Below are 23,756 nucleotides of genomic sequence, written 5' to 3' on the forward strand. Positions count from 1 at the left end.
GTGAATTCGATGACTGAGCTGACAGAGCTTTCCGTTATTGTGCCTGTCTACAACGAAGCCGAGTCGCTTCCGGAGCTGCATCTGAGCATAACGGAAGCATTAAAGGACCGCGTTGGCCGTTATGAAATCGTGCTGGTGAACGACGGCAGTAAGGACGGAAGCGCAACGCTGCTGGCAGCTATCGCGTCAAAGGATCCCTTGGTAAAAGTGGTTCACCTGGAGCGGAATTATGGCCAAACCGCGGCGATCTGGGCCGGGATCAAAGCCTCACAGGGATCGCTTCTTGCCCTGATGGATGCAGATCTGCAAACCGACCCCTGTGATTTATTTCGATTAATGCCTTTTATCGGCCGTATAGATTGCGTATGCGGCCGGCGCAGCGAATATCAGGGAGGCTGGAACCGCAAGCTGACCTGGCGGCTCAGTAATCGGCTCCGGCAGTGGATTACCGGCGACAAGCTAAGGGATGCAGGCTGTCCGCTTAAGCTTTTTAAGCGGGAAGTCGCGGACAGTCTGATTTTATTCCGGGGAATGCACCGGTTTTTGCCGATCTTGGCGCAGATGAATGGTTATTCAGTGATTGAAGTTGCGGTCAAGCACCGGAAGCGGAAATACGGCCGGTCGAAATACAGCGTGCTACGGCAATTATTCGCTTTTGTAACCGACGCTATGGTTGTAAGCCAACTCAAGAAGCGTGCGCTGCGTTACCGGATTAAAGATGGCTGAAGATTCCTCAGATCAGGACATAAGTTGCCCGAAGCGGCCCGTGAACGCCGACGACCAACTGCATTTCAATATCGGCCGAATTAGAAGGGCCGGAGATAAAGTTGATAGAGGAGCCAATCGTCTCGCCGGCTTCAACCCGCCGATTCAGTGCTGCGGCAGCCTGCGTGGAACGCAGCACGAGCCGCTGCTTCTCAATCACTGCGATATAGTGGTCAGGCAGGAAATGGAGGACGCGTCCCTGATCCGGCCGGCTCTCCACGACCACGGTTCCCGATTCTGCAAGGGCGTAATCGGCGAATACAATGACTGTATTTGCTGCTTCAGAGCGGCTGATATTGTCCTCGCGGCCGGCTGATTTCGACCAGACGGAGGAATCCGCAAAGTGAAGCCCATAATCGCGAAACCGGCCGTCACCGGACGTGATTACCTTGCCTCCGCCATTTGCTTCGATCAGATCATTCAAGGTCCTCTGCAGCAGCTCAGGGGTTGATTCGATCAATTGAGTATGAATGAAGAAACACTGCTCTTTCAGGATATCGACCAGATTCCCGGTAGTCAGCGTTCCATAGCTATTCGGGATCATTACGCCGATATCCGGACGCTGAACGTCGTAAATGCGATCGCGTCCAAGCTTGGAAGCTACTCGGTTTAAAAAGGATTCCCTGTTGTTCGGTAACGCCGTCATCTCTCCGCACCTCCCTGCCGCTGCGTCATCCAGGTCCGGAAGCTGTCTTCCCGGCGGACCGGCTGTTTCAAATCCCGGACACGGACCCAGCCCTGAATCAGCCCCGGTCCCCGCACGATCCGGCCGTTTTTACTCATCATCCGGCTCCCTGGGTTCGCGAGCCGCAGCGCTTTGCCGAACAGCGAGGGAGAGGAAAGCAAACGCCCTGCCGCTTTCATCTGAAGCCGTTCGGCCGTTCCGGTCCGTTTCTCCTTCACGATATTCTGACGGTGCGTAATCAGCTGTTCATGCAGCGGAATCCGCACCGGACAGACATCCGTGCAGGCCGCACAGAGACTGGAAGCAAACGGCAGCTCCTTGTAATCGTCATACCCGCCGAGCAGCGGGGTAATCACGGCTCCGATCGGTCCCGGATAGATCGAGCCGTAAGCATGCCCGCCGATATGCCGGTAGACCGGACAGACGTTAAGGCACGCCCCGCAGCGGATGCACTGGAGCGCCTCGTTAAATTCGCTTCCCAAAATCTCGGAGCGGCCGTTATCTACGACAACCAGATGGAATTCTTCCGGCCCATCGCTTTCCCCTTCGGCTTTGGGTCCCATGACGGTGATGTAGCTGGTCAGCTTTTGCCCCACGGCGCTTCTGCACAGCAGATTATCCAGGACCTCCATTTCCTCCAGCGATGGGACGATGCGTTCCATTCCCATTACCGCAATATGCGTCTTTGGAATGGCGGCGGTGAGATCCCCGTTCCCTTCATTGGTCACCAAATTAATGGCGCCCAGGTTGGCAACGGCAAAATTACAGCCGGTGATGCCGACATCCGCCTCCAGAAACTTCTGCCGCAGGACGGTCCGGGCAAACCGGGCCAGCTTCTCCGGGGTCTCGTCACCTGTATAACCCAGCTTCTCCGTGAATACCCGCCGGATTTGATTCCGGTCTTTGTGCAGGGCAGGGGCCACAATATGCGAAGGGGGATCCCAGTCGTCAATCTGCAGAATATATTCGCCAAGGTCTGTCTCGACGAGCTCGCACCCGGCTTCGATCAGTACCTTGTTCATTTCGATTTCCTCGGTGACCATGGACTTTGATTTCACGATTTTGCGGGCATTTTTCCTGACGATGACATCCCGGATATAACTGCTCGCCTCTTCTTTCGTTGCGGCAAAATAAATATGCCCGCCTTTGCGTTCAACGTTATCGGCTAGTTGGTTTAGATAGTAGTCCAGATGCTTTAGCGTATGCTGGCGGATGCTCTGTCCGAGGAGACGCCACTGCTCCCAGTCCCCAAGCGAGGAGGCGGCGGTAAGACGTCTTGTCTTTAGGCTGTCCTGTGCGGAGCTGACGGCGTTGCGCATAAAAACGTTGCCGATGCCTTCGGTTGTCCGTTCGCTGAACTCTCTTTTATCGGTCTGCAAGCTCAAGGGCGGATGCCTCCTTCGGTTCGGCGGTATGATCCACGTGATTCAATACTTCCGCAATATGCATCACTTTGACCGGTTGCCCTTTGCGCGACAGCCGGCCGCCTATATTAAGCAGACAGCCCATGTCGGCGCTGATTAGGATGTCTGCTCCGGTGTCGGTTACGCATTGGCATTTCTCGTCTACCATCTGCGCGGAAATTTCCGGCATTTTGACGGAAAAGGTTCCGCCGAACCCGCAGCAGTTGTCGCTGTTCGTAAGCGGTTCCAACTGTAAGCCGCGTACCTGCTCAAGGAGCAGATAGGGAGACTCTTTTTCACCCAGCAGCCGGGTCATATGACAGGAACGGTGGTAGGTAGCATTACCCTCAAGCTGGGCGCCGACATCCGTAATCCCCAGTACCCGGACGATGAATTGAGTGAATTCATACGATTTTTCCTTGAGAGCAACCGCTTTCAATTTCCAGTCCGGATCGCCTTTGAAAATCTTAGGATACTCATGAAACATTGCAATGCAAGAGCCGGATGGGCCTACGACATACTCTGAGTGCTCGAAAGCTGAAATCATATTTTTCATCGCTTTTTTGGCGTCTTCCAAATATCCGCTGTTATACATGGGCTGGCCGCAGCATACCTGCGAAGCCGGAAAATCGAGTTCGCAGCCCAGCCTCTCGAGGACTTCAACCATTGCTTTTCCCGCATTCGGGGCCATAAGGTCTACTAAACAAGTTGAAAATACGCTGACTTTCATGCCTGTTCCTCCAATCGCCGCTTTGGTAAATATAGCATAACTCATAAAGTCAATGAAAAACAACACAAAAACATATAGAAAATGTGTATGTTGTTGACACAAAATGATGTTAGCGTTTACACTATTGCTGAAGCGATGGAACAATTTACCTTGAGGGGGATTATCCGTGGAAAAGCATTTGATGTATATCAACGGCCAATTTACCGAATCAGAAACCCAAGAGTGGATGGATGTAATTAACCCGTCAACCGATGAAATCATTTCACAGGTTCCCAAGGCTTCCAAAAGCGACGTTGTGCGCGCTATCGATGCAGCCGAGGCGGCACAGTCAGCCTGGGAGGAGACGCCTGCCGTGGAACGCGGCAAATATTTGCATGCGATCGCGGACGGAATTCGTGCGGAGGCTGACAGCATTGCCCGGACCATCTCCGAAGAAGTAGGCAAAACCCTGGAATTATCCACGGTCGAGGTCCATTTTACGGCAGACTATCTGGATTATATGGCAGAATGGGCACGCCGCTATGAGGGCGAGATTGTTCAGAGCGACCGCGACAATGAGAATATTTTTGTGTTTAAGCGGGCAATCGGGGTCACGACAGGGATTCTCCCGTGGAATTTTCCGTTTTTCCTGATCGCCCGAAAAATGGCGCCGGCGCTGATCACCGGCAATACGATCGTGATTAAGCCCAGCGCGGAATCACCGAACAATGCGATTGCTTTTACCAAAATTGTCGACAAAGTCGGACTCCCGAAGGGCGTTTACAACCTGGTCACAGGCAGAGGCGGCGAAGTGGGCAATGAGCTGGCCAGCAATCCGAAGGTGGGAATGGTCAGCCTGACCGGCAGCGTACCGGCGGGACAAAAGGTGATGGAGGCTGCGGCCGAGAACATCATCAAGGTTAGCCTGGAGCTGGGCGGCAAGGCGCCGGCCATCGTTATGGACGATGCGGATCTGAATCTCGCCGTTAAGGCGATCGTCGATTCACGGGTCATCAATACAGGCCAGGTCTGCAACTGCGCAGAGCGTGTCTACGTCCATAAGAACATCAAAGACGAATTCACAGCCCGGCTGGTCGAGGCCATGAAGGCCGTGAAATACGGCAATCCGCTCAAAGATTCCGGCATCCAGATGGGACCGCTGATTAATAAAGCCGCACAGGAGTCGGTACAGCAGAAGGTGGACCGCGCGCTAGAAGAAGGGGCTAAACTTCTCCTTGGCGGAAAAAAGATTGAAGGTGCAGGCAGCTTCTATGAGCCGACCGTCCTCGCCGATGCGACCAATGAAATGGAGATTGTACAAGAGGAAATCTTCGGACCGGTAATCCCGATTGTTGCTTTCTCGACGCTGGATGAAGCCATCGCGCTGGCGAACGACAGCGAGTTTGGCCTGACCTCTTCGCTCTACACGCAGAATCTCAATGTAGCCATGAAAGTGATCAAGCGGCTTAAATACGGGGAGACCTATATTAACCGCGAGAACTTTGAGGCGATGCAAGGCTTCCACGCGGGTTGGCGGAAATCCGGCATCGGCGGCGCAGACGGCAAACACGGCTTGAACGAATACCTGCAAACCCAGGTTGTCTATCTGCAATATGACAAGTCAGTGAATTAATGAAATTATACGTTTAATAAATGGAGAAATGCTCCCGGGCTTGCCTGGGAGCATTTCTGTTTTGGGAGTGCCAAGCTTATGCTAGAGTCTGCGAGAACTTGCTGATTCCACCCCCAGCGAATAAGATGGAAAATGATGTGCTTATACTAAGAGGTATGAAAGGGGGCGCAGACCATACGTTATCTATACGAGTTTATCCAGCATCAGGATGATCTGCCGATGAAGCTCTTCGTGAACTCGGTGAAACATGTTGATTTTCATTGGCATAAAGAAGTTGAAATCTTATATGTTCTTCATGGCTCCATTAACATGTATCTGGACCAAAAGCAATATTCGTTAAATGAAGACGATATCATCGTGATCAATAGCATGTCTGTTCACAAGATTGAGCGGACTCATCAGGATAACGTGTTATTAACCTTGCAGTTTGGCCCTGAGCTGCTGAACAACAGTATTTTCATCTCCTGCAACTCTGCCCTGAATCGTGAGCAGGACACTTCGCGGCTATACAGCATTAAACAAGATCTTGCGCGGATGGTGTGGGAGATCAACAAAAAATCGCCGGGCTACCAAAGATACACGATGGGCAGATTACAGATGTTATGCGGATGCCTGTTGAGATACTTCTCGGATGGAACAAATCCGGCGGTGAATGAAGGAAGCAAAGATAACGACTATAAGAGACTGAACAGTGTCCTTACTTATATCGATAAGCACTACAATGAAAAAATTACCCTGCAGGATATGGCGGACGCCGAGCATTTGAGCCTGCATTATTTTTCCCACTTCTTTACCGATAAAATCGGGATCCCCTTCCAAAAGTATTTAACGCTCATCCGCCTGGAGAAAGCCCAGATCGAGCTGGCCGCAAATGATAAGACGATCTCCGACATTGCCCTAGATTGCGGATTTGCCAATGTGAAGCTGTTCAACAAATATTTCAAGGAAAAGTATGGCTGCACGCCCGGTTCATTCCGGGAAGCGTCGCTTGCGCCTGAACCCCACCGTTTGAACTTCAACCGCAAGCCTGTAACTTATGCTGAGTCCTCCAGCGGAGATTATTACGAGATGGACACATTGAATGCGATAGGATCCTTATACCGCTACTTGGAAGTAAAAACGGACATAGAACGTGTACCATCCCCATTACCTGATGCTTTAGCGACGGAGCCAATCCGGATTGAAGTGGGTGCAGACTCTACAACGAGACCTTACGAGAAGCATTGGAATCTAACGACAACCGCCGGAAGAGCCGTAGAGGGACTGCGAGAAGATTGGCGGAAGCAACTGTCTGCAGTAAAGAAGAACATCCCGTTTCGCCATATCCGTTTTCACGGTATTTTCAATGATGAGATGATGGTGTACAGCGAAAACGAAGACGGCACACCCGTCTATAACTGGTCTTATGTAGACAAGCTGTATGATTTCCTTCTGGAGCAGGGAATCCGTCCGTTTGTGGAACTGAGCTTCATGCCGGGCATGCTGGCGAGGTCCGAAGAGACGTTGTTCTGGTGGAGAGGCAACATCAGCCCCCCGGCGGAGCCCGCCAAATGGGAAGCCCTCGTCCGGGAATTCATCCGTCATTGTCTGAACCGTTACGGGGCGAGCGAACTGAAACAGTGGTATTTCGAAGTGTGGAACGAGCCGGACCTGGCGGGCGTCTGCTGGGCCGGGAGCAAGGAGGAATACTTTTCCTTTTACGAATCCACCGTTCGTGCGATCAAATCGGTATTGCCTGAACTAAAAACGGGCGGACCCGCCATGGGTTACGGTTCTCTCTGGAATGATACCTGGACTGAAGCGTTTCTGGCCTATTGCAGGGAGCGGGACGTGCCGCTCGATTTCTTTTCGTTCCATATTTACTCGGAATATCCCAAATTAAAATCAGAAGAAGGCCATTTGACCAAGATTATGCCACCTTCCTTTTATAAAGAAAGCATCGACCTTTTGCGGCAAAAAATGATTGCGGCATCATACAGTCAAGTTGAACTTCATATTACCGAGTGGAACTTTTCGCTGTATGACCGCAATTTACTGCATGATACGATGTTTATGGCGCCGTTTGTCATTTACCAGACGATGAACACGCTCAGTGATGTGAAGGCAATGGCTTTCTGGTCCTTTACGGACGTATTTGAGGAAAGTACCGTTCCTGCATCGCCGTTTTACGGAGGTTTTGGGCTGATCAACCGGGATGGACTGAAGAAGCCTGCCTATTATGCATTTGAGCTGATGCAGAAGCTGGGAGAAGAAATGCTTATACAGGGAGATGGGGTTATCGGAACCCGAAACAACGATGGAAGCATGCAATTTCTGTTCTACCACTACGTGCACGTGGACCAACTGTTTGCGAGCGGCGACTGGACGGAGCTATCCTTTTCATCCCGGTATGAAGTGTTCGAGGAAACGGGCAGCAAGGCCTTCGATTTCACGCTTCATCTGCTTCCTGGACCTTACAAATGCACCAGTTATCAGCTGGACCGGGAGCATGGCTCGGTGTTCGATGAATGGATCCGTATGGGATCGCCCGAATTTTTGACTGAAGAAGAGATTTTGTATTTAAACGGCCGGAGCGGTCCGGTCATTCAGACAGAGATGGTTCGCACCAACCGCTGGCATAAAGAAATTTTGCTCCCGCCGCATGGTGTGATGCTCCTACAGTTTGAAAGGCAGTATTAATTGAAAATAGAACAAACAGACATCCTTCCGGATAGGAGGGATGTTTTTTGTTGTTTACTTTGGAGGCAAGCAGACAAACTAAACATAGAGGGTATGAAGTAGGCAAAATACGCACCCGGATGCGGCAAGTTACAACAAGAAAACGCTATCATCAATCTTTATACTGTAGTTGTACCAGATAAGAGTAAGACAGGGGGAATAGAAATGAAGCGTTTCATGAAGTGGATGACAGAGTCTTTTGCACCAAGATTGGAGGCGTTCACAAACAACATTTGGGTTGCATCCATTCAGGAAGCCATTATGGTGGCCATCCCGATGATTTTTATTGGTTCGATCATCACATTGATATCCATTTTACAGAATTTCTTTCCGGGCATGCCGGATCTCACGCCAATCACAACATTCAGTTTCGGATTGCTGGGACTGTTTATTGCGTTCTTGACGCCTTACACGGTCATGGAAAAAAGAGAGCGCCACAAAATCAAGCTGTTGGCAGGGATGAGCGGTGTATCCCTATTCGTGATGCTCCTTAATCCGGTTTTGGGGGAAGACGGAACCATAAAGTTTGTACTTGAACGCTTTGGACCTTCGGGTATGATTACAGCGCTTCTGGTGGGTGTGTTCGTGGCACTCGTCATGAATGTCTGCAACAAATTTTCGTTTTTTAAAAAAGGGTCTTCGCTTCCCGAGTTCATTATGGACTGGTTCGATTTTCTTGTTCCCATTGCTCTGATATTAACTACAGGATGGCTGCTGGTGTATCAGCTTCATTTCGATATCTTTGCCCTGATCGTGAACGCATTCGAGCCGATCAATGCCATGGGTCAAAGCTTGACCGGTTTCGTATTATTTAATTTCATTGGCGTCGTGCTGTATTCCTTCGGCGTAAGCCCATGGGTCATGACACCGATCTGGTATGCGATCTGGATTCCTGCCATTGAAGAAAATGCCGCGCTCGTTGCAGCCGGACAAGCACCGGTGAACATCAATACGTTTGAGACCTTTTTCTCCGGCTGGCTTGGGATCGGAGGGATGGGCGCAACCCTCCCGTTAGTGGTCTGGTTCCTGCTGGCCCGCTCCAAAAAATTGAAGTCTGTCGGGAAAGCGACCCTCATCCCGTCCTTGTTCAATATTAACGAACCTGTCGTATATGGAGCCCCGATTGCCTTCAATCCGCTGCTTATGGTACCGATGTGGATTAATGGACTTGTCACGCCGATTATCGTGTATTTGGCACTCGATATGGGATGGGTACGAATTCCAAGTCAAATCTTCCAGTTGTGGTATACCCCGATTGGACTCTCCACCTACATTATGTCCGGATTCAACGGGCTCGTTCTGTTGGCCGTAGTCCTGGCGATTGTGTTCGCGGTCTGGTTTCCGTTTTTCAAACTGTACGATGCTCAAGAGTTGAAGGTTGAACGGGAAAATTAAAAATAACTGCAAAGGGTGGAACAACATGAATAGATCAACTTCTGAATTATTGAAGGAACTGACGCTTAACGAAAAAGCCTCCCTATGCGCGGGCTTAAATATGTGGATGACCAAAGGGATCGAACGGTTAAACATTCCGCCTGTTCATATGTATGACGGTACGAACGGCATCCGCAAAACGAACAGTAACGAAGAGATGGGCATCACATCAGAAAATGTTCCGGCGACTTGCTATCCTACAGGCTCTGCGATTGGCTCCTCCTGGAATACAGACTTGCTGCACGAGGTAGGCGTAGCGCTTGGCCGCGAGTCTAAGGCCATGGATGTGGAGCTGCTGCTCGGACCGGGCGTCAATATGAAAAGAACCCCACTCGGCGGAAGAAACTTCGAATACTACTCGGAGGACCCCTGCCTGACGGGCGAGCTTGGCGCAGCATTCATCAACGGGATTCAAAGCGAAGGCGTCGGAGCTTCGGTCAAGCACTTTGCGGGCAACAATCAGGAGTTCGAGAAAATGGTAACCAGTTCGGAAATCGATGAGCGGACGCTGCGCGAAATTTACCTGAGTGCTTTTGAACGAATTATTAAGAAATCGGATCCCTGGACGGTCATGTGTTCCTATAACTTGTTGAACGGGACGTATGCGAGCGAAAACGAACATTTGCTGAACGACATTTTGCGGGAGGAATGGGGATACGAAGGGGTGGTGCTGTCCGACTGGACCGCCGTTAATGACCGGATACGCGGTTTAAAGGCAGGACTTGATCTTGAGATGCCGGGTCCCGCCCATTACAATACCAAAGCCATCGTGGAAGCGGTTCAGACCGGGAAGCTATCCGAAGAACAGCTGGACCGGAGTGTGGGACGGATTCTGAAGCTTGTTGAGCGGGTTACAGGAAACAAAGACACGCAAGCATCCGGGGAAGATGGTTATCATGCGCTTGCCCGTAAAGCGGCTGCCGAAAGCATTGTGCTCCTGAAAAACGATAACGCCATTCTCCCGCTGCGGCCGGAAACCGCTTCGTCGATTGCCGTGATCGGACGGTTTGCGAAGAAGCCGAGAATTCAGGGGGCCGGCAGCGCCAAGGTAACCCCGACAAGAGTCGATATTCCCTTGGATGAAATCAAAGAGCTTGCAGGTACTTTAGCCACTGTGAGCTATACGGACGGATACCCGGAAGATGCTTCTGTGAATGAAGACCTTATTAAGGATAGCGTAACGCTGGCAATGGGCGCCGATGTAGCTGTGCTGTTCGTCGGACAGCCGGAATATGCCGAATCCGAAATGCATGATTTGAAGGACATCGAGCTGCCGGAACATCAGGTCAAGCTGATTCAGGCGGTTGCCGCCGTTCAGCCCAAATGTATCGTAGTAACAAGCAGCGGCTCGGCGCTGGTTATGCGGCCATGGGTGCAGCATGTTCCTGGCGTCATCCATTCCTGGTTGTCGGGTCAAGGCATGGGCAGAGCGATCGCAGAGGTATTGTTCGGTTATAGTAATCCTTCTGGCAAACTGTCGGAGACCTTCCCTGTGAAGCTGTCGGATAATCCTTCGCATATGCGGATTCGCGGTGAAAACGGTAAGCTTTATTATCGTGAAGGACTTTTCGTAGGCTATCGTTATTACGACCGCAAGGAGCTCGCACCGCAATTTCCTTTCGGACACGGCTTATCGTACACGTCATTCACCTATTCAGATCTGGAGATGGTGCAGCAGGGAACAGGCGTCACCGTGTCGTTTGAGCTGAAAAACACCGGCAAACGCAGAGGGAAAGAAGTCGTTCAGCTGTACGTGCATGATGAAGAGTGCAAATGGACGCGTCCGGAGAAGGAGCTGAAGGCTTTTGCCAAAATCGAGCTTGAACCGGGTGAAAAACAGAAGATAATCTTCGAGCTGGAAGAGCGAGATTTTGCATACTTCAACACCAAGTATAATCGTTGGACCGCGGACACGGGGTATTTCCAAATTTTACTAGGCAGCTCATCGAAAGACATTCGAATCACCGGACGTTTGCATTGCGATTTCGGGAAGGAAGAAATCACATTCCACAAGTTCAGCCTTTTAAGCGATTGGTTGAGCGATCCGGCTGCAAAAGCGGTATTAGAGCATTGCCTGAATGAAATGAACGAGCATGTTACGGACAAGGTGTATCTCAACGAGGAATTCATCGGGTTTTGGGAAGACTTCCCTATGGTGAAAATCCTCCAGATGTTCGGCCAAACCTGGATGAACGAACGGTCGCCGGATGAGATCATTCAAGAGCTGATTGCACAGATTGACCAGGCACGTAAAGGTTGAGCCAATCGTATTTATCATCAAATTCGCTATTAACCATCCAATTGCAATCATCCCTGCTGATTCAAACGCTTGATTAGAGACCCGCCCGCCAGCATAAAAATGCTGGCGGGCATTTTTGGTGTTAACCCCAAAAAAATATACTCTTGCTCTTTAAAACGGATACATTTCCTGCACTGGATAATTTAGTTTTTTTCGAATCAAATCATTTAAAATTTGTTTGACAGAAGAGATAATGTAGGTCCATAATACAATTCATACTAAACACATATGATTTATAGGAAGGGGAGATTCAGAAATGTTGCATGCGAAGAAATCGGTAAGAAAAACATTGGGGCTGGGAACATTGGCGTTGCTTTTGTTGGCGGTGATTGCCGGATGCTCCAACGGAAATAATAATACGGCTTCGAACGAGACGGCGCAGCCAAGCGCAAGTCAAGCGGCGAGCGCGAGCCCGGCTACAGCCGAACCGGCAACAGGCGGAACCTTTGTTTATGGACGGCCGGCTGCGGTAACCTCCTTTGATCTACATAATCAAATTACCTCGAACAATGCATTTGCGATCGATAAAGTATTCGAATCTCTCGTTGCTTTTGACAGCAAGGGCGAAATTGTCGACTGGCTGGCGGCTTCGCATACGATCAGCGACGACGGACTGACCTACACCTTCGTGCTGCGTGACGGCTTGAAGTTCTCGAACGGCACCGACGTTACCGCGCAGGATGCGGTGTTCTCGCTGGAGCGCCACCTGAAGGTCGGCGGACCACTGGCGATTTCAGCCAAAGTCGATACGGTGAAGGCGCAGGATGACAAGACGCTGGTGATTACATTAAAAGAGCCATATACACCGTTTATCTCCGAGCTGTCCAATTTCTCGAACGGCATCATCCCGAACAACTTCGGCGGAGTAACGGAAGAAGAGTTCTTCAAAAAGCCGGTCGGAACAGGGCCGTTCGTAGTGGAAAGCTGGGACCCGGCCGGCGACGTAACGTTCGTGAAGAATACCAACTACTGGCAGGAAGGCAAACCGACGATCGACAAGCTGGTCTATAAGCTGATCGAAGACGACAGCCAGGCGATCAACCAATTGAAAGCCGGCGAAGTGAACGCCATCGAATCGCTGGCGCTGCAAAACGCCGATGAAATCAAAAACGGCACAGATACAGCCGTTGTAACGAACGGCAGCTGGGTTACCGAGCAGTTGTTCTTTAATACGCTGGATGAGCACTTCTCCGATGTGCATGTCCGCCGGGCGCTGGCGCTGGCGCTTGACCGTGAAGGCCTGACCAAGGCATTGACCTTCGGTTACGCGCAAACGGCGAATTCCCTGCTGCCGACAACCATTCCTTACAATGCCAATGATACGGTCAAGGCTTTGAACTACGATGCGGAGGCGGCCAAAGCAGAGCTGGCCAAATCCAAGTTCCCTGACGGCTTCACCACGAAACTGCTCGTTGCTTCGGGCAACAGCACCAGAGCCCAGGAAGCGCAAATCATTCAGGCGGCAGGCCAGGCGATCGGCATCAAAATCGAGATCGAATCGATTGAGCTGGCGACCTTCCGTGAACGGTTCTTTGCTTATGATTTCGCGGCCATGCTGAACAGCGGCCAGGCCGATTCTCCTGAAGCAAACTCGATCCTTGCTTTCCAGACGGATCCGGAAGGCTTCAGTAAATCGTATTGGACGCACTACACAAACGATGAAGTGACTAAACTCCTGTATGCTGGGCAAAAAACGCCGGACGGCGATGCCCGTGCAGCAATCTACACCAAGCTGCTGCAAACGTTGGCCGATGAAGTGCCTTACATTCCGCTCTACTACCCGGACATTCTGATCGGTGCCCGCTCTTCGGTCCAAGGCCTTGTCGTTCTGCCGAACGGCAGCGTCCGCTTTGACGACGTGCGGATCGGACAATGATGAAGCCGGGCAAGACGTTAACCGGGTCCATGGGGAAAAACGGATCGTACAGATGGCTGCTGACAGCTCTCCTAAGAGCTGTCGCAGTAATCGTCTGCGTGACGATTGCCGTCTTCTTTCTCATCCGTATCGTACCTGGCGATCCGGCAAAGATGATTCTGGGCGAATACGGCACGCCTGAGGCAATCGCCGATATGCATCATACGCTGGGGCTCGATCTGCCGCTGTGGGAGCAATTTCTCCGGTTCGCGAAGACATTGTTTACAGCCGGCGACACCGGCAGCTCGATCATTTCGGGGACTTCGACCCGGGCGCTGATTGCCGAACGCGCTCCGGTCACGCTCCTGCTGATTATACTGGCCTGTACGATAGCAGTCGTCATTGCCCTGCTGCTGTCCGTCATTGCGGCCACGAATAAGGATAAGCTGCCGGATCATCTGATCCGGATCTTTCCTACGATTACACTGGGTATGCCAATCTTTTGGGTTGGCATCCTTTTGATTATGCTGTTAAGCGTCCGACTCCACTGGTTCCCCGTAGGGGGAGTGGGTGAGGGCTGGCGCGGAACGCTGTATAGCCTAACGCTTCCGGCGGTCACGGTCGCTTTTTCACAAATTCCGACGCTGGTCCGCTCGCTGCGGGCGCAGATGCTGGAGGTGCTGGAATCCGATTTCGTGGTGACACTGCGGGCGGCGCGTATTCCGGCACGTATCATTCTATTCAAGCATGTGCTGCGCAACTCGGCGCTTCCGACGCTGATGCTGCTCGGGGTCAACATTTCTTATCTGATCGGCGGCACGCTGGTCGTTGAGCAGGTGTTCGGCATTAAGGGGATCGGCAGCCTGCTGTTTACTTCGATTGCAAAACGGGATTTTCCGGTCATCCAGGGGATTGCCCTTTATTGCGCGGTTTCGGTGGTGATCATCAGTCTGCTGACGGAGATCATCGCCAAATGGCTGGATCCCAGAACGGATGGGAAACGATGAGACCTACTACAAACACTTTTCGGCGAATCCTTGGTACGCCCTCCCTGCTGGCGGGAAGCATCATGTTCGTTGTGCTGATCCTGCTCGCCGTATTCATTCCGTATCTTAGTCCTTATCACCCGTCCGAGCAGAATCTGAGCGATTTTCTGCAGGCGCCTTCCGCCAAACATTGGCTGGGCACCGACCAGCTGGGACGCGACTTATTCACCCGACTCATTTATGCCGCGCGGACCGATCTGGGAATTATGGTGCTGGCGGAGATTATTCCGTTTTGCACCGGTGTATTTCTGGGGATGCTTGCGGGATATTACGGCAAATGGATTAATACGGTTATCTCGCTTGTGACCGATACTTTTATCGCTTTTCCGTTTTATTTGATCGTCATTATCGTTGCCTTTGCCAGCGGGGCGGGGGAGCGCGGAATTTTTATTACCTTTATCCTTGTCGGCTGGATCGTGTTCGCCCGTGTCGTCCGCGGTCTCAGCGCGTCGTTCCGTGAGCAGGAATGGATTGCCTCTGCACAAACGCTGGGATTGCCCGGCCTAAAAATCATCCTCCGCCATTTGCTGCCGAATGTGCTGCCCCAGGCGGTCGTCGTGCTGATGACGGACATGGTCGGGCTTCTGGTAGCGATCGTGACGCTCGGTTATCTCGGCATCGGCATCGCGCCGCCGACCCCGGATTGGGGAACGATGATTTCGGACGGCCAATCGTTTATCTCGACGGCCTGGTGGCTGTCGGCGGTTCCGGGCATTGCTGTTGTGTACACAGGGATTGCCCTGTCTCTGGTAGGCGATGGTCTGGCCGATCTTTGGAGGAAAAAATGATGCCCGAACAACCATTGTTAATAGTAGATCAATTGTCGCTGGCTACCAAAGCAAAAGAAACCTTGGTGAACAAGGTTAGCTTTACCTTGAACCCCGGAGAGAGTCTGGGCCTGGTCGGTGAATCCGGCTCCGGGAAATCGCTGACGTTGCGGGCGATCCTTGGCTTGCTCCCGCAAGGCGTGGAGTTGAACGACGGGACCATCAAGAGCGGAGCGGAAGCCGCCATGGTGTTCCAGGACCCGAGGGGCGCGCTGGACCCGCTCTGCCCGGTCGTCAAGCAGGTGGCGGAAGTGGTGCATTACCGGCAGCGGCTGAGCCGGCGGGCCTCGCGAGCAGCGGCGCTGGAGCTGTTGCAGCTCTTAGGTCTGCCGGATTCCCTGGCCCAGGCGGACCGCTATCCGAGCCAGCTGTCGGGCGGCCAGTGCCAGCGCATCGTTATCGCGATGGCGCTGGCGTGCAAGCCCGGCATCCTGCTCTGCGATGAGCCGACAACAGCGCTGGATGTGACCGTCCAGCGGCAAATTATCGAAACGATTACCAAGCTGCAGAAAGAACTGGGCTTCGCCATGGTCTTCGTGACGCATAATCTGGCCATTGCCGCTGCTTTGTGCTCCAGGCTGGCTGTGATGAAGCAGGGAGAGATTGTCGAGCATGGCGATGCTTTGGAGATTTTGCAACATCCGGAGCATCCTTATACCCGAATGCTGATTGAAGCTGTGCTTCCCGTGCCGCAGCTTGAAGGGAGCGGACCCTCATGAGCTTAACCTTGGAAGTGAACAACTTAACTGTCCGTTACGGCAGATTCACGGCGCTGGAGAATATACATCTCGAACTGCAGCCGCACACCACCCTGGGTCTGGTCGGCGAATCGGGCTCCGGGAAGTCGACGCTGGCCCGGGTCGTCGCCGGGCTGATTGCGCCTGCCGAAGGACAAATTCGGCTCGGCTCGCAGCCTTTAACGATGAAGCGGAGCCGGGAACAGCGCAAACAGATTCAGATGATTTTCCAGAACCCGGACGCATCGTTGAATCCTAAGCATACGGTCCGCACGATTTTATCCGATGCGTTGCTGTTCCATCATATTGTGGACCGCCGGGAAGCCTTGAACAGATGCAAAGAGCTGCTGGCCCGTGTCCAGCTGGATGCATCGGCACTGGATCGGTATCCTCATCAATTCTCCGGCGGCCAGCGCCAGCGTATTGCGATTGCGCGGGCGCTTAGCGTGGAGCCCAGCCTGCTGATTGCGGATGAACCGACGAGCGCGCTGGACGTATCGGTTCAACGGAATGTGCTTGAACTGCTAAGCTCGCTCAAAGCGGAGCTTGATCTGACGATGCTGTTCATCTCTCACGATCTGGGGGTTATTCATGCGATCAGCGATACGGTGGCGGTTATGCGTCAGGGCAAGCTTGTGGAAGTAAGCCCCAAGGAGCAATTTTTTGCCCGTCCTGAAGCGGCCTACAGCCGCGAGCTGCTGTCCGCGGTTCCCCAAATGCCGAAACTTTATACAGGAGGTCTTCATGGAGCAAACGGAAAGAACATATAAAGGCTTTGTACCGCTGACCCTACCGGAATTCAACACGCTGACCCGGCAGCTCTCGGAACTGTTATCTACCCAGCATCCGTCGGTGATCATTCCCGGCGAAGCCATTCTGGGCATTGAAGCGGTGGCTGCGGGAATCTCAGCGCCGGGCCGCAAGTTTATCAATATCGTGACCGGCCCTTACGGCAGCCTGTTTGGAGAGTGGCTGGAACGCGGCGGCGCCATGGTCGCCGAAGTCAAAGTGCCGTTCGATGAAGTGGTAACTGCGGAGCTTGTTGCCGCCGCGATTGACCGGCATCGGCCGGATGCGATCTCCTTCGTGCAGGCGGAGGTGGTGACCGGCGGCTCCAATCCGGCCAAAGCCATCTTCGAGCTTGCCCGGCAGCATGATCTGATTACGGTGACGGATTCCGTATCCGCGGTCGGAGGCGAACCTCTGCTCGTCGATGAGTGGGCCGTCGACTTTGCGGCGATCGGCGCGCAAAAGGCGCTGGCCGGCCCGAACGGCGTCAGCGCTGTAAGTATCTCCCCGCGCGGCTGGGCGTTTCTGGAGTCGAATGCCCATGCACCGCGAAATTCCATTCTTTCGCTGCTGGATTTGAAGCCGCAGCCCGGAAATTTGGCGCCGGTACGCGTGCCTCCGAACATTCCCACGCTGGAGGCCAGAGCGTTAATCGAGGCTCTGGCAGCGGTGGAGGAAGAAGGACTGGATCTGGTAATCCGGCGCCACAGTACGGCTGCGGCTTCCGCCGTTGCCGGCATTGTCGCGCTGGGACTTGCGCCTTGGCAAAAGGACAGCGCCCATCGCTCGACCTTGACTACAACGGTCCGGATTGCCGGAAACCCGAAGCTGGGGATCGCCCAGCCGATCGGCATCGTTGCTCCGGGCGACGGAGAACTGCGCGGCCAACTGCTGCGGATCAACCATTTCGGGACAAATGCCAGCCGGGATAGCGTGGAGGCGGCAATTGCCACACTGGCCGGACTGCTTGAACGGTATGCTGCACCCGCGATTGAAGCCGTCCGGCAGGTATGGGAGGCGCAAGCATGATTAACGCACATCCGGAGTCGCTGATCCTGAAATCGGTCTTTATTGCGGGGGTTGAGGGAAAGCGGTTCGACATTACCATAAGGGACGGACGTTTCAGTACAGTTGCCGAATCGGTGCCCGGACAGGCCCGGCCAAAACGGGAGTTGTGGATCAGTCCGGGGATTATCGATCTGCATACGCATTTGGCCTGGACCGATTTCGATCATGCGGATCAGCTGAAGCGCAGCAGCGGGGAAATTGAAGCCATGCAGGCTGAGGCCTTCGCAGCGACTCTGCGGACCGGCGTTACGACAACGCGTGACGCGGGGGGCCTGCCGCCAAACACCGTGCGGCAGCTTGTGTCGCAGTACAGGCATCCGCTGCGGGTGGAGACCAGCAGCGAGATGCTAGGTGCGGCGGACGCGCTCGGCACCGAACATTTGGAGCGCCGGCTGGCCGGGATTTTTGAGTCAGGGGCAATGTGGGTGAAGGTCATGGCTACCGGCGGGCTTGGCGCGCCGACGGAGCAGGTGACCGATCCGGTATTTTCAGAAGAGGAGTTCGCTTTCATCGTCCACCATACGCATGCGAACGGCAAAAAGGTCCTCGTGCATACCTGGGGCGGCGTGACCATTGACTGGGCTGCCTCCGCAGGCGTGGAATCCATCGAGCACGGCATGTTCCTGACCGCTGACCAGGCTGGACGGCTGGCCGAAGCGGAAGTGGCATTTGTGCCGACCACCTCGATCTATCGCATCGCCGCAGATCCTAAAGGCGTTCTTGCACTGAACCCGGTCATCTGCGACCGTGCGGCCCGCGCGGCTGAAGCCCATGCGCAGGCTATCGGCTACGCCCGCAGCGCCGGCGTGCGGCTCGGCTTCGGCACCGATTATGCTACGCCTGCGCTGCACGGATTCAACCTGCAGGAGCTGGATACGCTGCTCGATTACGGCTTGACCCGGGCAGAAGCCTGGCATTCGGCCACAGCGGGCGCAGCCGCAATTCTCGGCCGCGGCCATGATCTGGGCCGGATCGCCGAAGGGTATCTGGCGGATGCGGTAATCTGGGACGCCGATCCTTTTCAGGCGCCGAATGCCGACGCGCTGCGCAAGAGCATTGTGTCCGTGATAACCGGGGAACGGGCGGAGGAACTGGCGTAGTATTCAGGATTAATGAAAAAGGCTGCAACCACTCCATAGTGGTCGCAGCCTTTTCGTTTCGCTTTCTGTCTCGTTTATTCCGTTACTCCGCCTTCAACAACGATTTGATCAGCGGTGGAATCATCCGGGAAGCTGTCCTTCAGTGTCGTTTCATAGAGACCATGGAAGTAGTTCTCGTCTTTCAGCTTGCCTTTGATCAGGTCGTTCACATAGTCGAGCAATTCCTTATTGCCTTGTTTTACGGCTCCGGCAATATAGTCTTTGTTGCCGAGCTCTTTAATGCCCACGGTGTAGCCTTCATTTTTCTTAGCCCAGGACAGCAGCAAGGTGTTATCCTGCGCGAAAGCGTCGGCGCGGTCCGTAATCAGGGCTTGGTACCCGTCGGTAATGGCATCGATTTTGATCAGCTTTACGTCCGGGTAGTTGCTGGTGAAGTAGGAGTCGGCGGTGGTTCCCGTGTTTACGGCCAGCGTTTTGCCTTTCAAGTCTTCTGGGGAATTAATCGGCGCGCTGTCCTTGGATACGACGCCTAGGGATACTTTTTCATACGGCAGCGTAAAGTCCACGCTCTTGGCCCGCTCCTCCGTCACCGTGAAGTCGGCGAGCATCAGGTCGGCTTTATCGGTTTGCAGGTAAGGAATGCGGTCGGCCGGATTGACGACGACCCAGGTAATTTTATTCTCGTCGCCGAGCAGCTCCTTGGCGATTCTTTTGCCGAATTCCACATCGTAGCCTTTGAAGGTGCCGTCGGCATCCTGATAGCAGAACGGCGCGTCGTCGGCAAAAATCCCGATTTTGATCGTATCCGCTTTTTTGATCGCGGCAATCGATCCGGATTCTGCGTTTTTATCGTTGTTACCCGAAGAGCAACCGACGATTCCCCCCAATAACAGAATGCTGAGTACGCCTGCGGCAATCTTTTTCTTCATCTCATTTCTCTCCCTTTAATTTTAGTTATGAATAAAATATTTGCATATTTTATTTCAGCTTAAATGATGACATGGTCCGCAGTTCGGACCCCGCCGGCTGGCAGATTTAAGAATTGTCTGGCCTCCGCCGTCTGCGGCGAATGGAAAAATTGATCCGGCGTGTTGATTTCGGCGATTTGCCCATTTTCCATGAAGACGATCCGGTCGGCTACCTTTTCCGCGAATTCCATTTCATGCGTAACGATGATTAACGTCAATCCCTGATTCCGCAAGGTTCGGATCACATCGAGCACCTCGCGCACCATCTCCGGATCGAGAGCGGCGGTGACTTCATCAAAAAGAATAATTTCGGGATTCATGCAGAGCGCCCGGCAAATGGCTACCCGCTGCTTTTGGCCGCCGGACAGTTCTCTTGGATAAGCATGCTTTTTGTCCGACAAGCCGACCCTTTCCAGCAGGCGGAGCGCTTCTTCCGTGGCCTCTTTTTTGGTTCTTTTCTCGACCTTCATCGGGCCCAGAATAATGTTGCTAAGGACATTCATATGCGGAAAAAGATCATAGCTTTGAAAAACCATCCCGATTTTCTTCCGGACTTCTACCCAATGCGCATAGTTCGAATTCGGCTTCGTGATCAGTGTTCCGTTTAGATGGAGCTTGCCGGAGTCGATTTGCTCCAGCCCGTTAATACACCTTAGCAGGGTAGATTTGCCGCAGCCGGAGCGTCCCAGAATCGCAATGATCTCGCCTTGCCCGATGTCCAGGCTGATATCGTTCAGGACCGTGTTTCCGTGAAATGACTTTTTGAGATGACTGATGGATAAATGCATAGGCCACTCCTTTTTATACACCCGTCAGGGCTGAGACTTTCTTCTCGATGAACTTCGAGAGCAGGGATAACGGAAAGCAGATGATAAAGTACAGGACCAGCAATAGCAGGTACATCGTAAAAGAGATCAGGCTGGTCGGGTTATTGTAGTAGGCGACTTGAATGATGCTTTGCGAAACCTTGAGCATTTCTTGAACGCCGATCATCGAAACGAGGGCGGTTGTCTTGATCAGACGCGTTGCCAGGTTGACGATCGACGGGGTAGTGCGGATAACGATCTGCGGCAGCAGCACATGAAGGTACATTTGCCTGCGGGTCAAGCCGATGGCCATGCTCGATTCAAATTGGTGACGGGGCAGGCTGGTAATAAAGCTGCGGACCAAATCGCCGATCTCAAAGGAACCCCACATCGTAAAGACGATAATCGAGATATGGTAGCCGTCGGTTGAAGTATGAAAAAGATAAGCAATGCCGTAAAAGAGAATGAACAGCCAGATCAAAGGGTGGATCAACCGGAAGGCGTCGAGCAAAATTCTCAGGACGAAGGTTAACGCCTTGTTCTTCAAAGTCATCAGGGCTCCGAGAATGAAGCCGAAGATCACCGACAGAATAAAGGAGATTCCGGCGATTTGGATCGTGAGAAGAAATCCGTCCAGGAGTCTCGGAAAAGCTTTGATAATCAGATCAACCCCCAAATTCTGCAAACCGGATCTTCCTTTCCAGGAGCGAAAATAAATAAGACATCGGCAGTAAAATGACTAAATAGCTGATAACGGTCAAGGCGGCAACCGGCAGAATTAAATCCGCCCGTAAGCTGATAATGGCAAATGCCTGATAGACAATTTCCGGAAGCAGGATGATTTTCATGGCGGACACTTCTTTGGTGAGAAAAATCGAATTGTTGTTTACCGCTGCAATGGATGTGGAGATCGCCTGCGGGATGATGAGATAGATGATGGTGTGGATTCTGGACAGGCCCATCGCTTGCGCAAGGTCTAGTTGATTGGGGGGAATGGTCTTGATGCCTGAAGTGATCGCCTCGCACATATAGGCGCCGCCCAAAAGCGATAAAACGATAATGGAACAGGTGTAGCTGTCAAACTGTACGGAGATTTTGGGAAGCCCATAAAAAATAAAGTAAGCTTGAATGATGGATGGCGTATTTCTGAAAAATTCGATGTATGCATGTACGATAGATTTTAGGATGGGAACCTTGTAGTACAATGCGATGCTGGACAAGAGCCCTATTATGAAGGCAAATACTATGGAAGCCGAGGCAACCATAACCGTTATCGCGGATCCTCTCGCAAAAATCGGAATCAAATCAAAGAGAGAGTAATTTTCCATGGCGTCACCTTGTCTTTGGTATTTATTTTCGTTTTCGTTTAATTCATACTATTCTTATGCGAATTAAGTTTAATTAAGATTAATCCCGAGTCGTTTAATTGTCAATTACTTGTTTACATTTTGTGTAATGGTGGTGTGATTTTGTGGCTAAATTTGGGCGGAAGGGCCTGGCGATTGGAATGGGGACATTGGAAAAGTCATTGTAAACGGTTGGGGTCGCTGGTTAAATTTAAAAAGTAATGTGGGAACAGCAGATAACGAGGAGGAGATTGCATTGACCCAGGATTTCGCAGAAAAAATGAATGCCGTTATGCTTGAAAATATGAAAAGAGAGAAAGCGGAGAAGGTCCTTAAGTATAAAATTCTCAATGAATACGCTGTAAAAGGACAAACGGTACTTGTCGGGTCGTCATTAATGGAGTATTTTCCAGTGAATGAATTGCAGCAATCGTTGGACAAGCGGCACATTCTTTATAATCGCGGCATCTCAGGTTACGTTACGAGCGAATTGCTGAATTCCATGGAAGAATGCATTTTTGAGCTTGAGCCTTCAAAACTGTTCATCAATATCGGCACCAATGATATCAGCTCCGCCGACGGCGAATACCGTTTGGACAAATTGATCGGAAATTATGATGAAATCCTGACGCGGATCGGAACCCGGCTGCCGGAATGCAAGGTCTATATCATGGCCTATTATCCGGTTAATGCCAAAGCCGACTTCAACGGAATCGATCAGGCAACGAGGGAAGGGATGTTCAGCACAAGAACCAATGCGGCGATCCTGGAGGCGAATGCAGCGGTGGAACAGCTTGCGGGGAAACATGGATACGAATTCATTAATGTGAATGAGGGATTAATGGATGCCGAGGGGAATTTAAAAGCAGAATTCTCGACAGACGGCATCCATATGCTTGCAAATGGGTACGCGGTCGTTCTTAACAATCTGAAGCAATACCTGTAAAGGTTATGCTTGCCCGAACAACAGCCGCTCTTCATCCCGGCTATGAATGGCGTTCACCACCAGCAGCGCGTGGAACTGATGCAGTACCTCCGGCGTAAGCCCTTCTTGCGCCAGCAGGGCTTTTACGTCTTTTACGATCATCCGCAGCAATTCATGGTCCCGGGCAAGCCGGACAACGGCTTCCTGCAATTGGGGGTTCTGCTCCGCCATCTCCTGATAGAATCCGTCTTCTTCCGCATCGGCGTGGCTGATGATCCGTGTCTCCCAATATTCGATCAAGTGGTCGGCCGCCTGGCGTGCCACTTCAAATTCCTTCATGTGCAGCAGTTCTTCGACTTCTTCCGTTTTGGCGACGGCCCCGGAGAGTCCGCCCTCGTGAATGGCATGATGGGCATGCTTTTGGCGAAGTGATGGTCCTGGCATATGGCTTCATCCTTCCGGTTTTTTGATCAGTATAGCATACGAAGCGTTCTAGAAATCTCTGATCAGGCGTTCCCCGGGCCATAAAGAGGGAAGTCCCTAATGGGATGCGCTGCGAATAAAAAAGACATCAAAGCAAAAAAGCTTTTCTCCCACGAGAGAAAGGCTTTTTGCTTTTGCGCTAGAATCAAGGGATTTCCCA

The 23,756-nt window shown here is 52.3% G+C and carries 21 protein-coding genes; 13 read left to right on the forward strand and 8 right to left on the reverse strand.

The annotated features are described in order from the left end of the window. Window positions 1–9 precede the first annotated feature (9 nt). On the forward strand, window positions 10–726 hold the full coding sequence (locus BMW84_RS02040) for a glycosyltransferase family 2 protein (protein ID WP_254772834.1): 717 nt from the start codon (window positions 10–12) through the stop codon (window positions 724–726). 7 nt (window positions 727–733) lie between these two features. On the opposite strand, the gene BMW84_RS02045 is transcribed toward BMW84_RS02040, so the two are convergent. Genes BMW84_RS02045 through BMW84_RS02055 form a run of 3 tightly spaced genes read right to left on the reverse strand, consistent with a single transcriptional unit; the run spans window position 734 to window position 3,583 of the window. Continuing rightward, the gene (locus BMW84_RS02045; protein ID WP_091063903.1) at window positions 734–1,411 is read right to left on the reverse strand and encodes a LutC/YkgG family protein; all 678 of its coding nucleotides are present in this window, start codon (window positions 1,409–1,411) and stop codon (window positions 734–736) included. Next, window positions 1,408–2,835 carry a LutB/LldF family L-lactate oxidation iron-sulfur protein gene (locus BMW84_RS02050; protein ID WP_091063904.1) on the reverse strand — a complete coding sequence of 476 codons (1,428 nt, stop codon included), beginning with the start codon at window positions 2,833–2,835 and terminating at the stop codon, window positions 1,408–1,410. Before BMW84_RS02050 ends, BMW84_RS02045 begins: the two co-directional genes overlap by 4 nt. Then, window positions 2,816–3,583, reverse strand: a complete 768-nt coding sequence (locus BMW84_RS02055; protein WP_091063907.1) for a (Fe-S)-binding protein — start codon at window positions 3,581–3,583, stop codon at window positions 2,816–2,818. Before BMW84_RS02055 ends, BMW84_RS02050 begins: the two co-directional genes overlap by 20 nt. A 181-nt stretch (window positions 3,584–3,764) precedes the next feature. Between BMW84_RS02055 and aldA the strand changes: the two genes are divergently transcribed. From aldA to BMW84_RS02110, 11 genes are all read left to right on the forward strand, one after another. Further along, window positions 3,765–5,195: an aldehyde dehydrogenase gene (gene aldA / locus BMW84_RS02060; protein WP_091067944.1), complete on the forward strand. Its 1,431-nt coding sequence runs from the start codon at window positions 3,765–3,767 to the stop codon at window positions 5,193–5,195. Window positions 5,196–5,414: 219 nt separating this feature from the next. After that, the gene (locus tag BMW84_RS02065) at window positions 5,415–7,874 is read left to right on the forward strand and encodes a GH39 family glycosyl hydrolase (protein ID WP_254772835.1); all 2,460 of its coding nucleotides are present in this window, start codon (window positions 5,415–5,417) and stop codon (window positions 7,872–7,874) included. Window positions 7,875–8,078: 204 nt separating this feature from the next. Further along, the gene (locus tag BMW84_RS02070; RefSeq protein ID WP_091063908.1) at window positions 8,079–9,308 is read left to right on the forward strand and encodes a PTS sugar transporter subunit IIC; all 1,230 of its coding nucleotides are present in this window, start codon (window positions 8,079–8,081) and stop codon (window positions 9,306–9,308) included. A gap of 25 nt (window positions 9,309–9,333) precedes the next feature. Then, window positions 9,334–11,607, forward strand: coding sequence for a beta-glucosidase family protein (locus tag BMW84_RS02075; RefSeq protein WP_091067949.1), 2,274 nt, complete (start codon window positions 9,334–9,336; stop codon window positions 11,605–11,607). Window positions 11,608–11,902: 295 nt separating this feature from the next. Continuing rightward, a complete protein-coding gene (locus BMW84_RS02080) occupies window positions 11,903–13,522 on the forward strand; it encodes an ABC transporter substrate-binding protein (RefSeq protein ID WP_091063911.1) in 1,620 nt (539 codons plus the stop codon). Beyond that, entirely contained in the window at window positions 13,522–14,508 is a 987-nt protein-coding gene (locus BMW84_RS02085; RefSeq protein WP_254772836.1) for an ABC transporter permease, read from the forward strand. Before BMW84_RS02080 ends, BMW84_RS02085 begins: the two co-directional genes overlap by 1 nt. Further along, window positions 14,505–15,335: an ABC transporter permease gene (locus tag BMW84_RS02090; RefSeq protein ID WP_254772837.1), complete on the forward strand. Its 831-nt coding sequence runs from the start codon at window positions 14,505–14,507 to the stop codon at window positions 15,333–15,335. Before BMW84_RS02085 ends, BMW84_RS02090 begins: the two co-directional genes overlap by 4 nt. After that, window positions 15,335–16,093, forward strand: coding sequence for an ABC transporter ATP-binding protein (locus BMW84_RS02095; protein ID WP_091063916.1), 759 nt, complete (start codon window positions 15,335–15,337; stop codon window positions 16,091–16,093). The genes BMW84_RS02090 and BMW84_RS02095 overlap by 1 nt, the downstream gene beginning before the upstream one ends. Beyond that, window positions 16,090–16,881: an ABC transporter ATP-binding protein gene (locus tag BMW84_RS02100; protein WP_091063919.1), complete on the forward strand. Its 792-nt coding sequence runs from the start codon at window positions 16,090–16,092 to the stop codon at window positions 16,879–16,881. Before BMW84_RS02095 ends, BMW84_RS02100 begins: the two co-directional genes overlap by 4 nt. After that, the gene (locus BMW84_RS02105; RefSeq protein WP_091063921.1) at window positions 16,856–17,929 is read left to right on the forward strand and encodes a pyridoxal-phosphate-dependent aminotransferase family protein; all 1,074 of its coding nucleotides are present in this window, start codon (window positions 16,856–16,858) and stop codon (window positions 17,927–17,929) included. Before BMW84_RS02100 ends, BMW84_RS02105 begins: the two co-directional genes overlap by 26 nt. Further along, window positions 17,926–19,068, forward strand: a complete 1,143-nt coding sequence (locus tag BMW84_RS02110; RefSeq protein ID WP_091063925.1) for an amidohydrolase family protein — start codon at window positions 17,926–17,928, stop codon at window positions 19,066–19,068. The genes BMW84_RS02105 and BMW84_RS02110 overlap by 4 nt, the downstream gene beginning before the upstream one ends. 74 nt (window positions 19,069–19,142) lie before the next feature. On the opposite strand, the gene BMW84_RS02115 is transcribed toward BMW84_RS02110, so the two are convergent. The 4 genes from BMW84_RS02115 to BMW84_RS02130 are packed head-to-tail and all read right to left on the reverse strand — an operon-like array spanning window position 19,143 to window position 22,170. Beyond that, on the reverse strand, window positions 19,143–19,997 hold the full coding sequence (locus tag BMW84_RS02115; RefSeq protein WP_091063927.1) for a transporter substrate-binding domain-containing protein: 855 nt from the start codon (window positions 19,995–19,997) through the stop codon (window positions 19,143–19,145). Between the two features lie 59 nt (window positions 19,998–20,056). Beyond that, complete coding sequence (locus BMW84_RS02120; protein ID WP_091063930.1) at window positions 20,057–20,824, reverse strand: amino acid ABC transporter ATP-binding protein; 768 nt, start codon at window positions 20,822–20,824, stop codon at window positions 20,057–20,059. A gap of 13 nt (window positions 20,825–20,837) precedes the next feature. Beyond that, on the reverse strand, window positions 20,838–21,527 hold the full coding sequence (locus BMW84_RS02125) for an amino acid ABC transporter permease (protein WP_091063932.1): 690 nt from the start codon (window positions 21,525–21,527) through the stop codon (window positions 20,838–20,840). Beyond that, window positions 21,508–22,170: an amino acid ABC transporter permease gene (locus BMW84_RS02130; RefSeq protein WP_091063935.1), complete on the reverse strand. Its 663-nt coding sequence runs from the start codon at window positions 22,168–22,170 to the stop codon at window positions 21,508–21,510. Before BMW84_RS02130 ends, BMW84_RS02125 begins: the two co-directional genes overlap by 20 nt. Window positions 22,171–22,444: 274 nt before the next feature. Between BMW84_RS02130 and BMW84_RS02135 the strand changes: the two genes are divergently transcribed. Continuing rightward, window positions 22,445–23,134 (forward strand): GDSL-type esterase/lipase family protein, encoded by a 690-nt coding sequence (locus tag BMW84_RS02135; RefSeq protein WP_217646111.1) that lies wholly within the window; start codon window positions 22,445–22,447, stop codon window positions 23,132–23,134. A 3-nt stretch (window positions 23,135–23,137) separates the two neighbouring features. Here the strand turns inward: BMW84_RS02135 and BMW84_RS02140 are convergent, their stop codons facing one another. Continuing rightward, window positions 23,138–23,557 carry a hemerythrin domain-containing protein gene (locus tag BMW84_RS02140; protein ID WP_091063937.1) on the reverse strand — a complete coding sequence of 140 codons (420 nt, stop codon included), beginning with the start codon at window positions 23,555–23,557 and terminating at the stop codon, window positions 23,138–23,140. Window positions 23,558–23,756 lie beyond the last annotated feature (199 nt).

It is taken from the genome of Paenibacillus sp. NFR01 (assembly GCF_900111565.1).
Classification (GTDB): domain Bacteria; phylum Bacillota; class Bacilli; order Paenibacillales; family Paenibacillaceae; genus Paenibacillus_AQ.

Coding starts and splice junctions, on each gene's coding strand:
- BMW84_RS02040 (WP_254772834.1), top strand. CDS start 10: ATGACTGAGCTGACAGAGCTTTCCGTTATTGTGCCTGTCTACAACGAA.
- BMW84_RS02045 (WP_091063903.1), bottom strand. CDS start 1,411: ATGACGGCGTTACCGAACAACAGGGAATCCTTTTTAAACCGAGTAGCT.
- BMW84_RS02055 (WP_091063907.1), bottom strand. CDS start 3,583: ATGAAAGTCAGCGTATTTTCAACTTGTTTAGTAGACCTTATGGCCCCG.
- aldA (WP_091067944.1), top strand. CDS start 3,765: ATGTATATCAACGGCCAATTTACCGAATCAGAAACCCAAGAGTGGATG.
- BMW84_RS02065 (WP_254772835.1), top strand. CDS start 5,415: ATGAAGCTCTTCGTGAACTCGGTGAAACATGTTGATTTTCATTGGCAT.
- BMW84_RS02070 (WP_091063908.1), top strand. CDS start 8,079: ATGAAGCGTTTCATGAAGTGGATGACAGAGTCTTTTGCACCAAGATTG.
- BMW84_RS02075 (WP_091067949.1), top strand. CDS start 9,334: ATGAATAGATCAACTTCTGAATTATTGAAGGAACTGACGCTTAACGAA.
- BMW84_RS02080 (WP_091063911.1), top strand. CDS start 11,903: ATGTTGCATGCGAAGAAATCGGTAAGAAAAACATTGGGGCTGGGAACA.
- BMW84_RS02085 (WP_254772836.1), top strand. CDS start 13,522: ATGAAGCCGGGCAAGACGTTAACCGGGTCCATGGGGAAAAACGGATCG.
- BMW84_RS02090 (WP_254772837.1), top strand. CDS start 14,505: ATGAGACCTACTACAAACACTTTTCGGCGAATCCTTGGTACGCCCTCC.
- BMW84_RS02095 (WP_091063916.1), top strand. CDS start 15,335: ATGCCCGAACAACCATTGTTAATAGTAGATCAATTGTCGCTGGCTACC.
- BMW84_RS02100 (WP_091063919.1), top strand. CDS start 16,090: ATGAGCTTAACCTTGGAAGTGAACAACTTAACTGTCCGTTACGGCAGA.
- BMW84_RS02105 (WP_091063921.1), top strand. CDS start 16,856: ATGGAGCAAACGGAAAGAACATATAAAGGCTTTGTACCGCTGACCCTA.
- BMW84_RS02110 (WP_091063925.1), top strand. CDS start 17,926: ATGATTAACGCACATCCGGAGTCGCTGATCCTGAAATCGGTCTTTATT.
- BMW84_RS02115 (WP_091063927.1), bottom strand. CDS start 19,997: ATGAAGAAAAAGATTGCCGCAGGCGTACTCAGCATTCTGTTATTGGGG.
- BMW84_RS02120 (WP_091063930.1), bottom strand. CDS start 20,824: ATGCATTTATCCATCAGTCATCTCAAAAAGTCATTTCACGGAAACACG.
- BMW84_RS02130 (WP_091063935.1), bottom strand. CDS start 22,170: ATGGAAAATTACTCTCTCTTTGATTTGATTCCGATTTTTGCGAGAGGA.
- BMW84_RS02140 (WP_091063937.1), bottom strand. CDS start 23,557: ATGCCAGGACCATCACTTCGCCAAAAGCATGCCCATCATGCCATTCAC.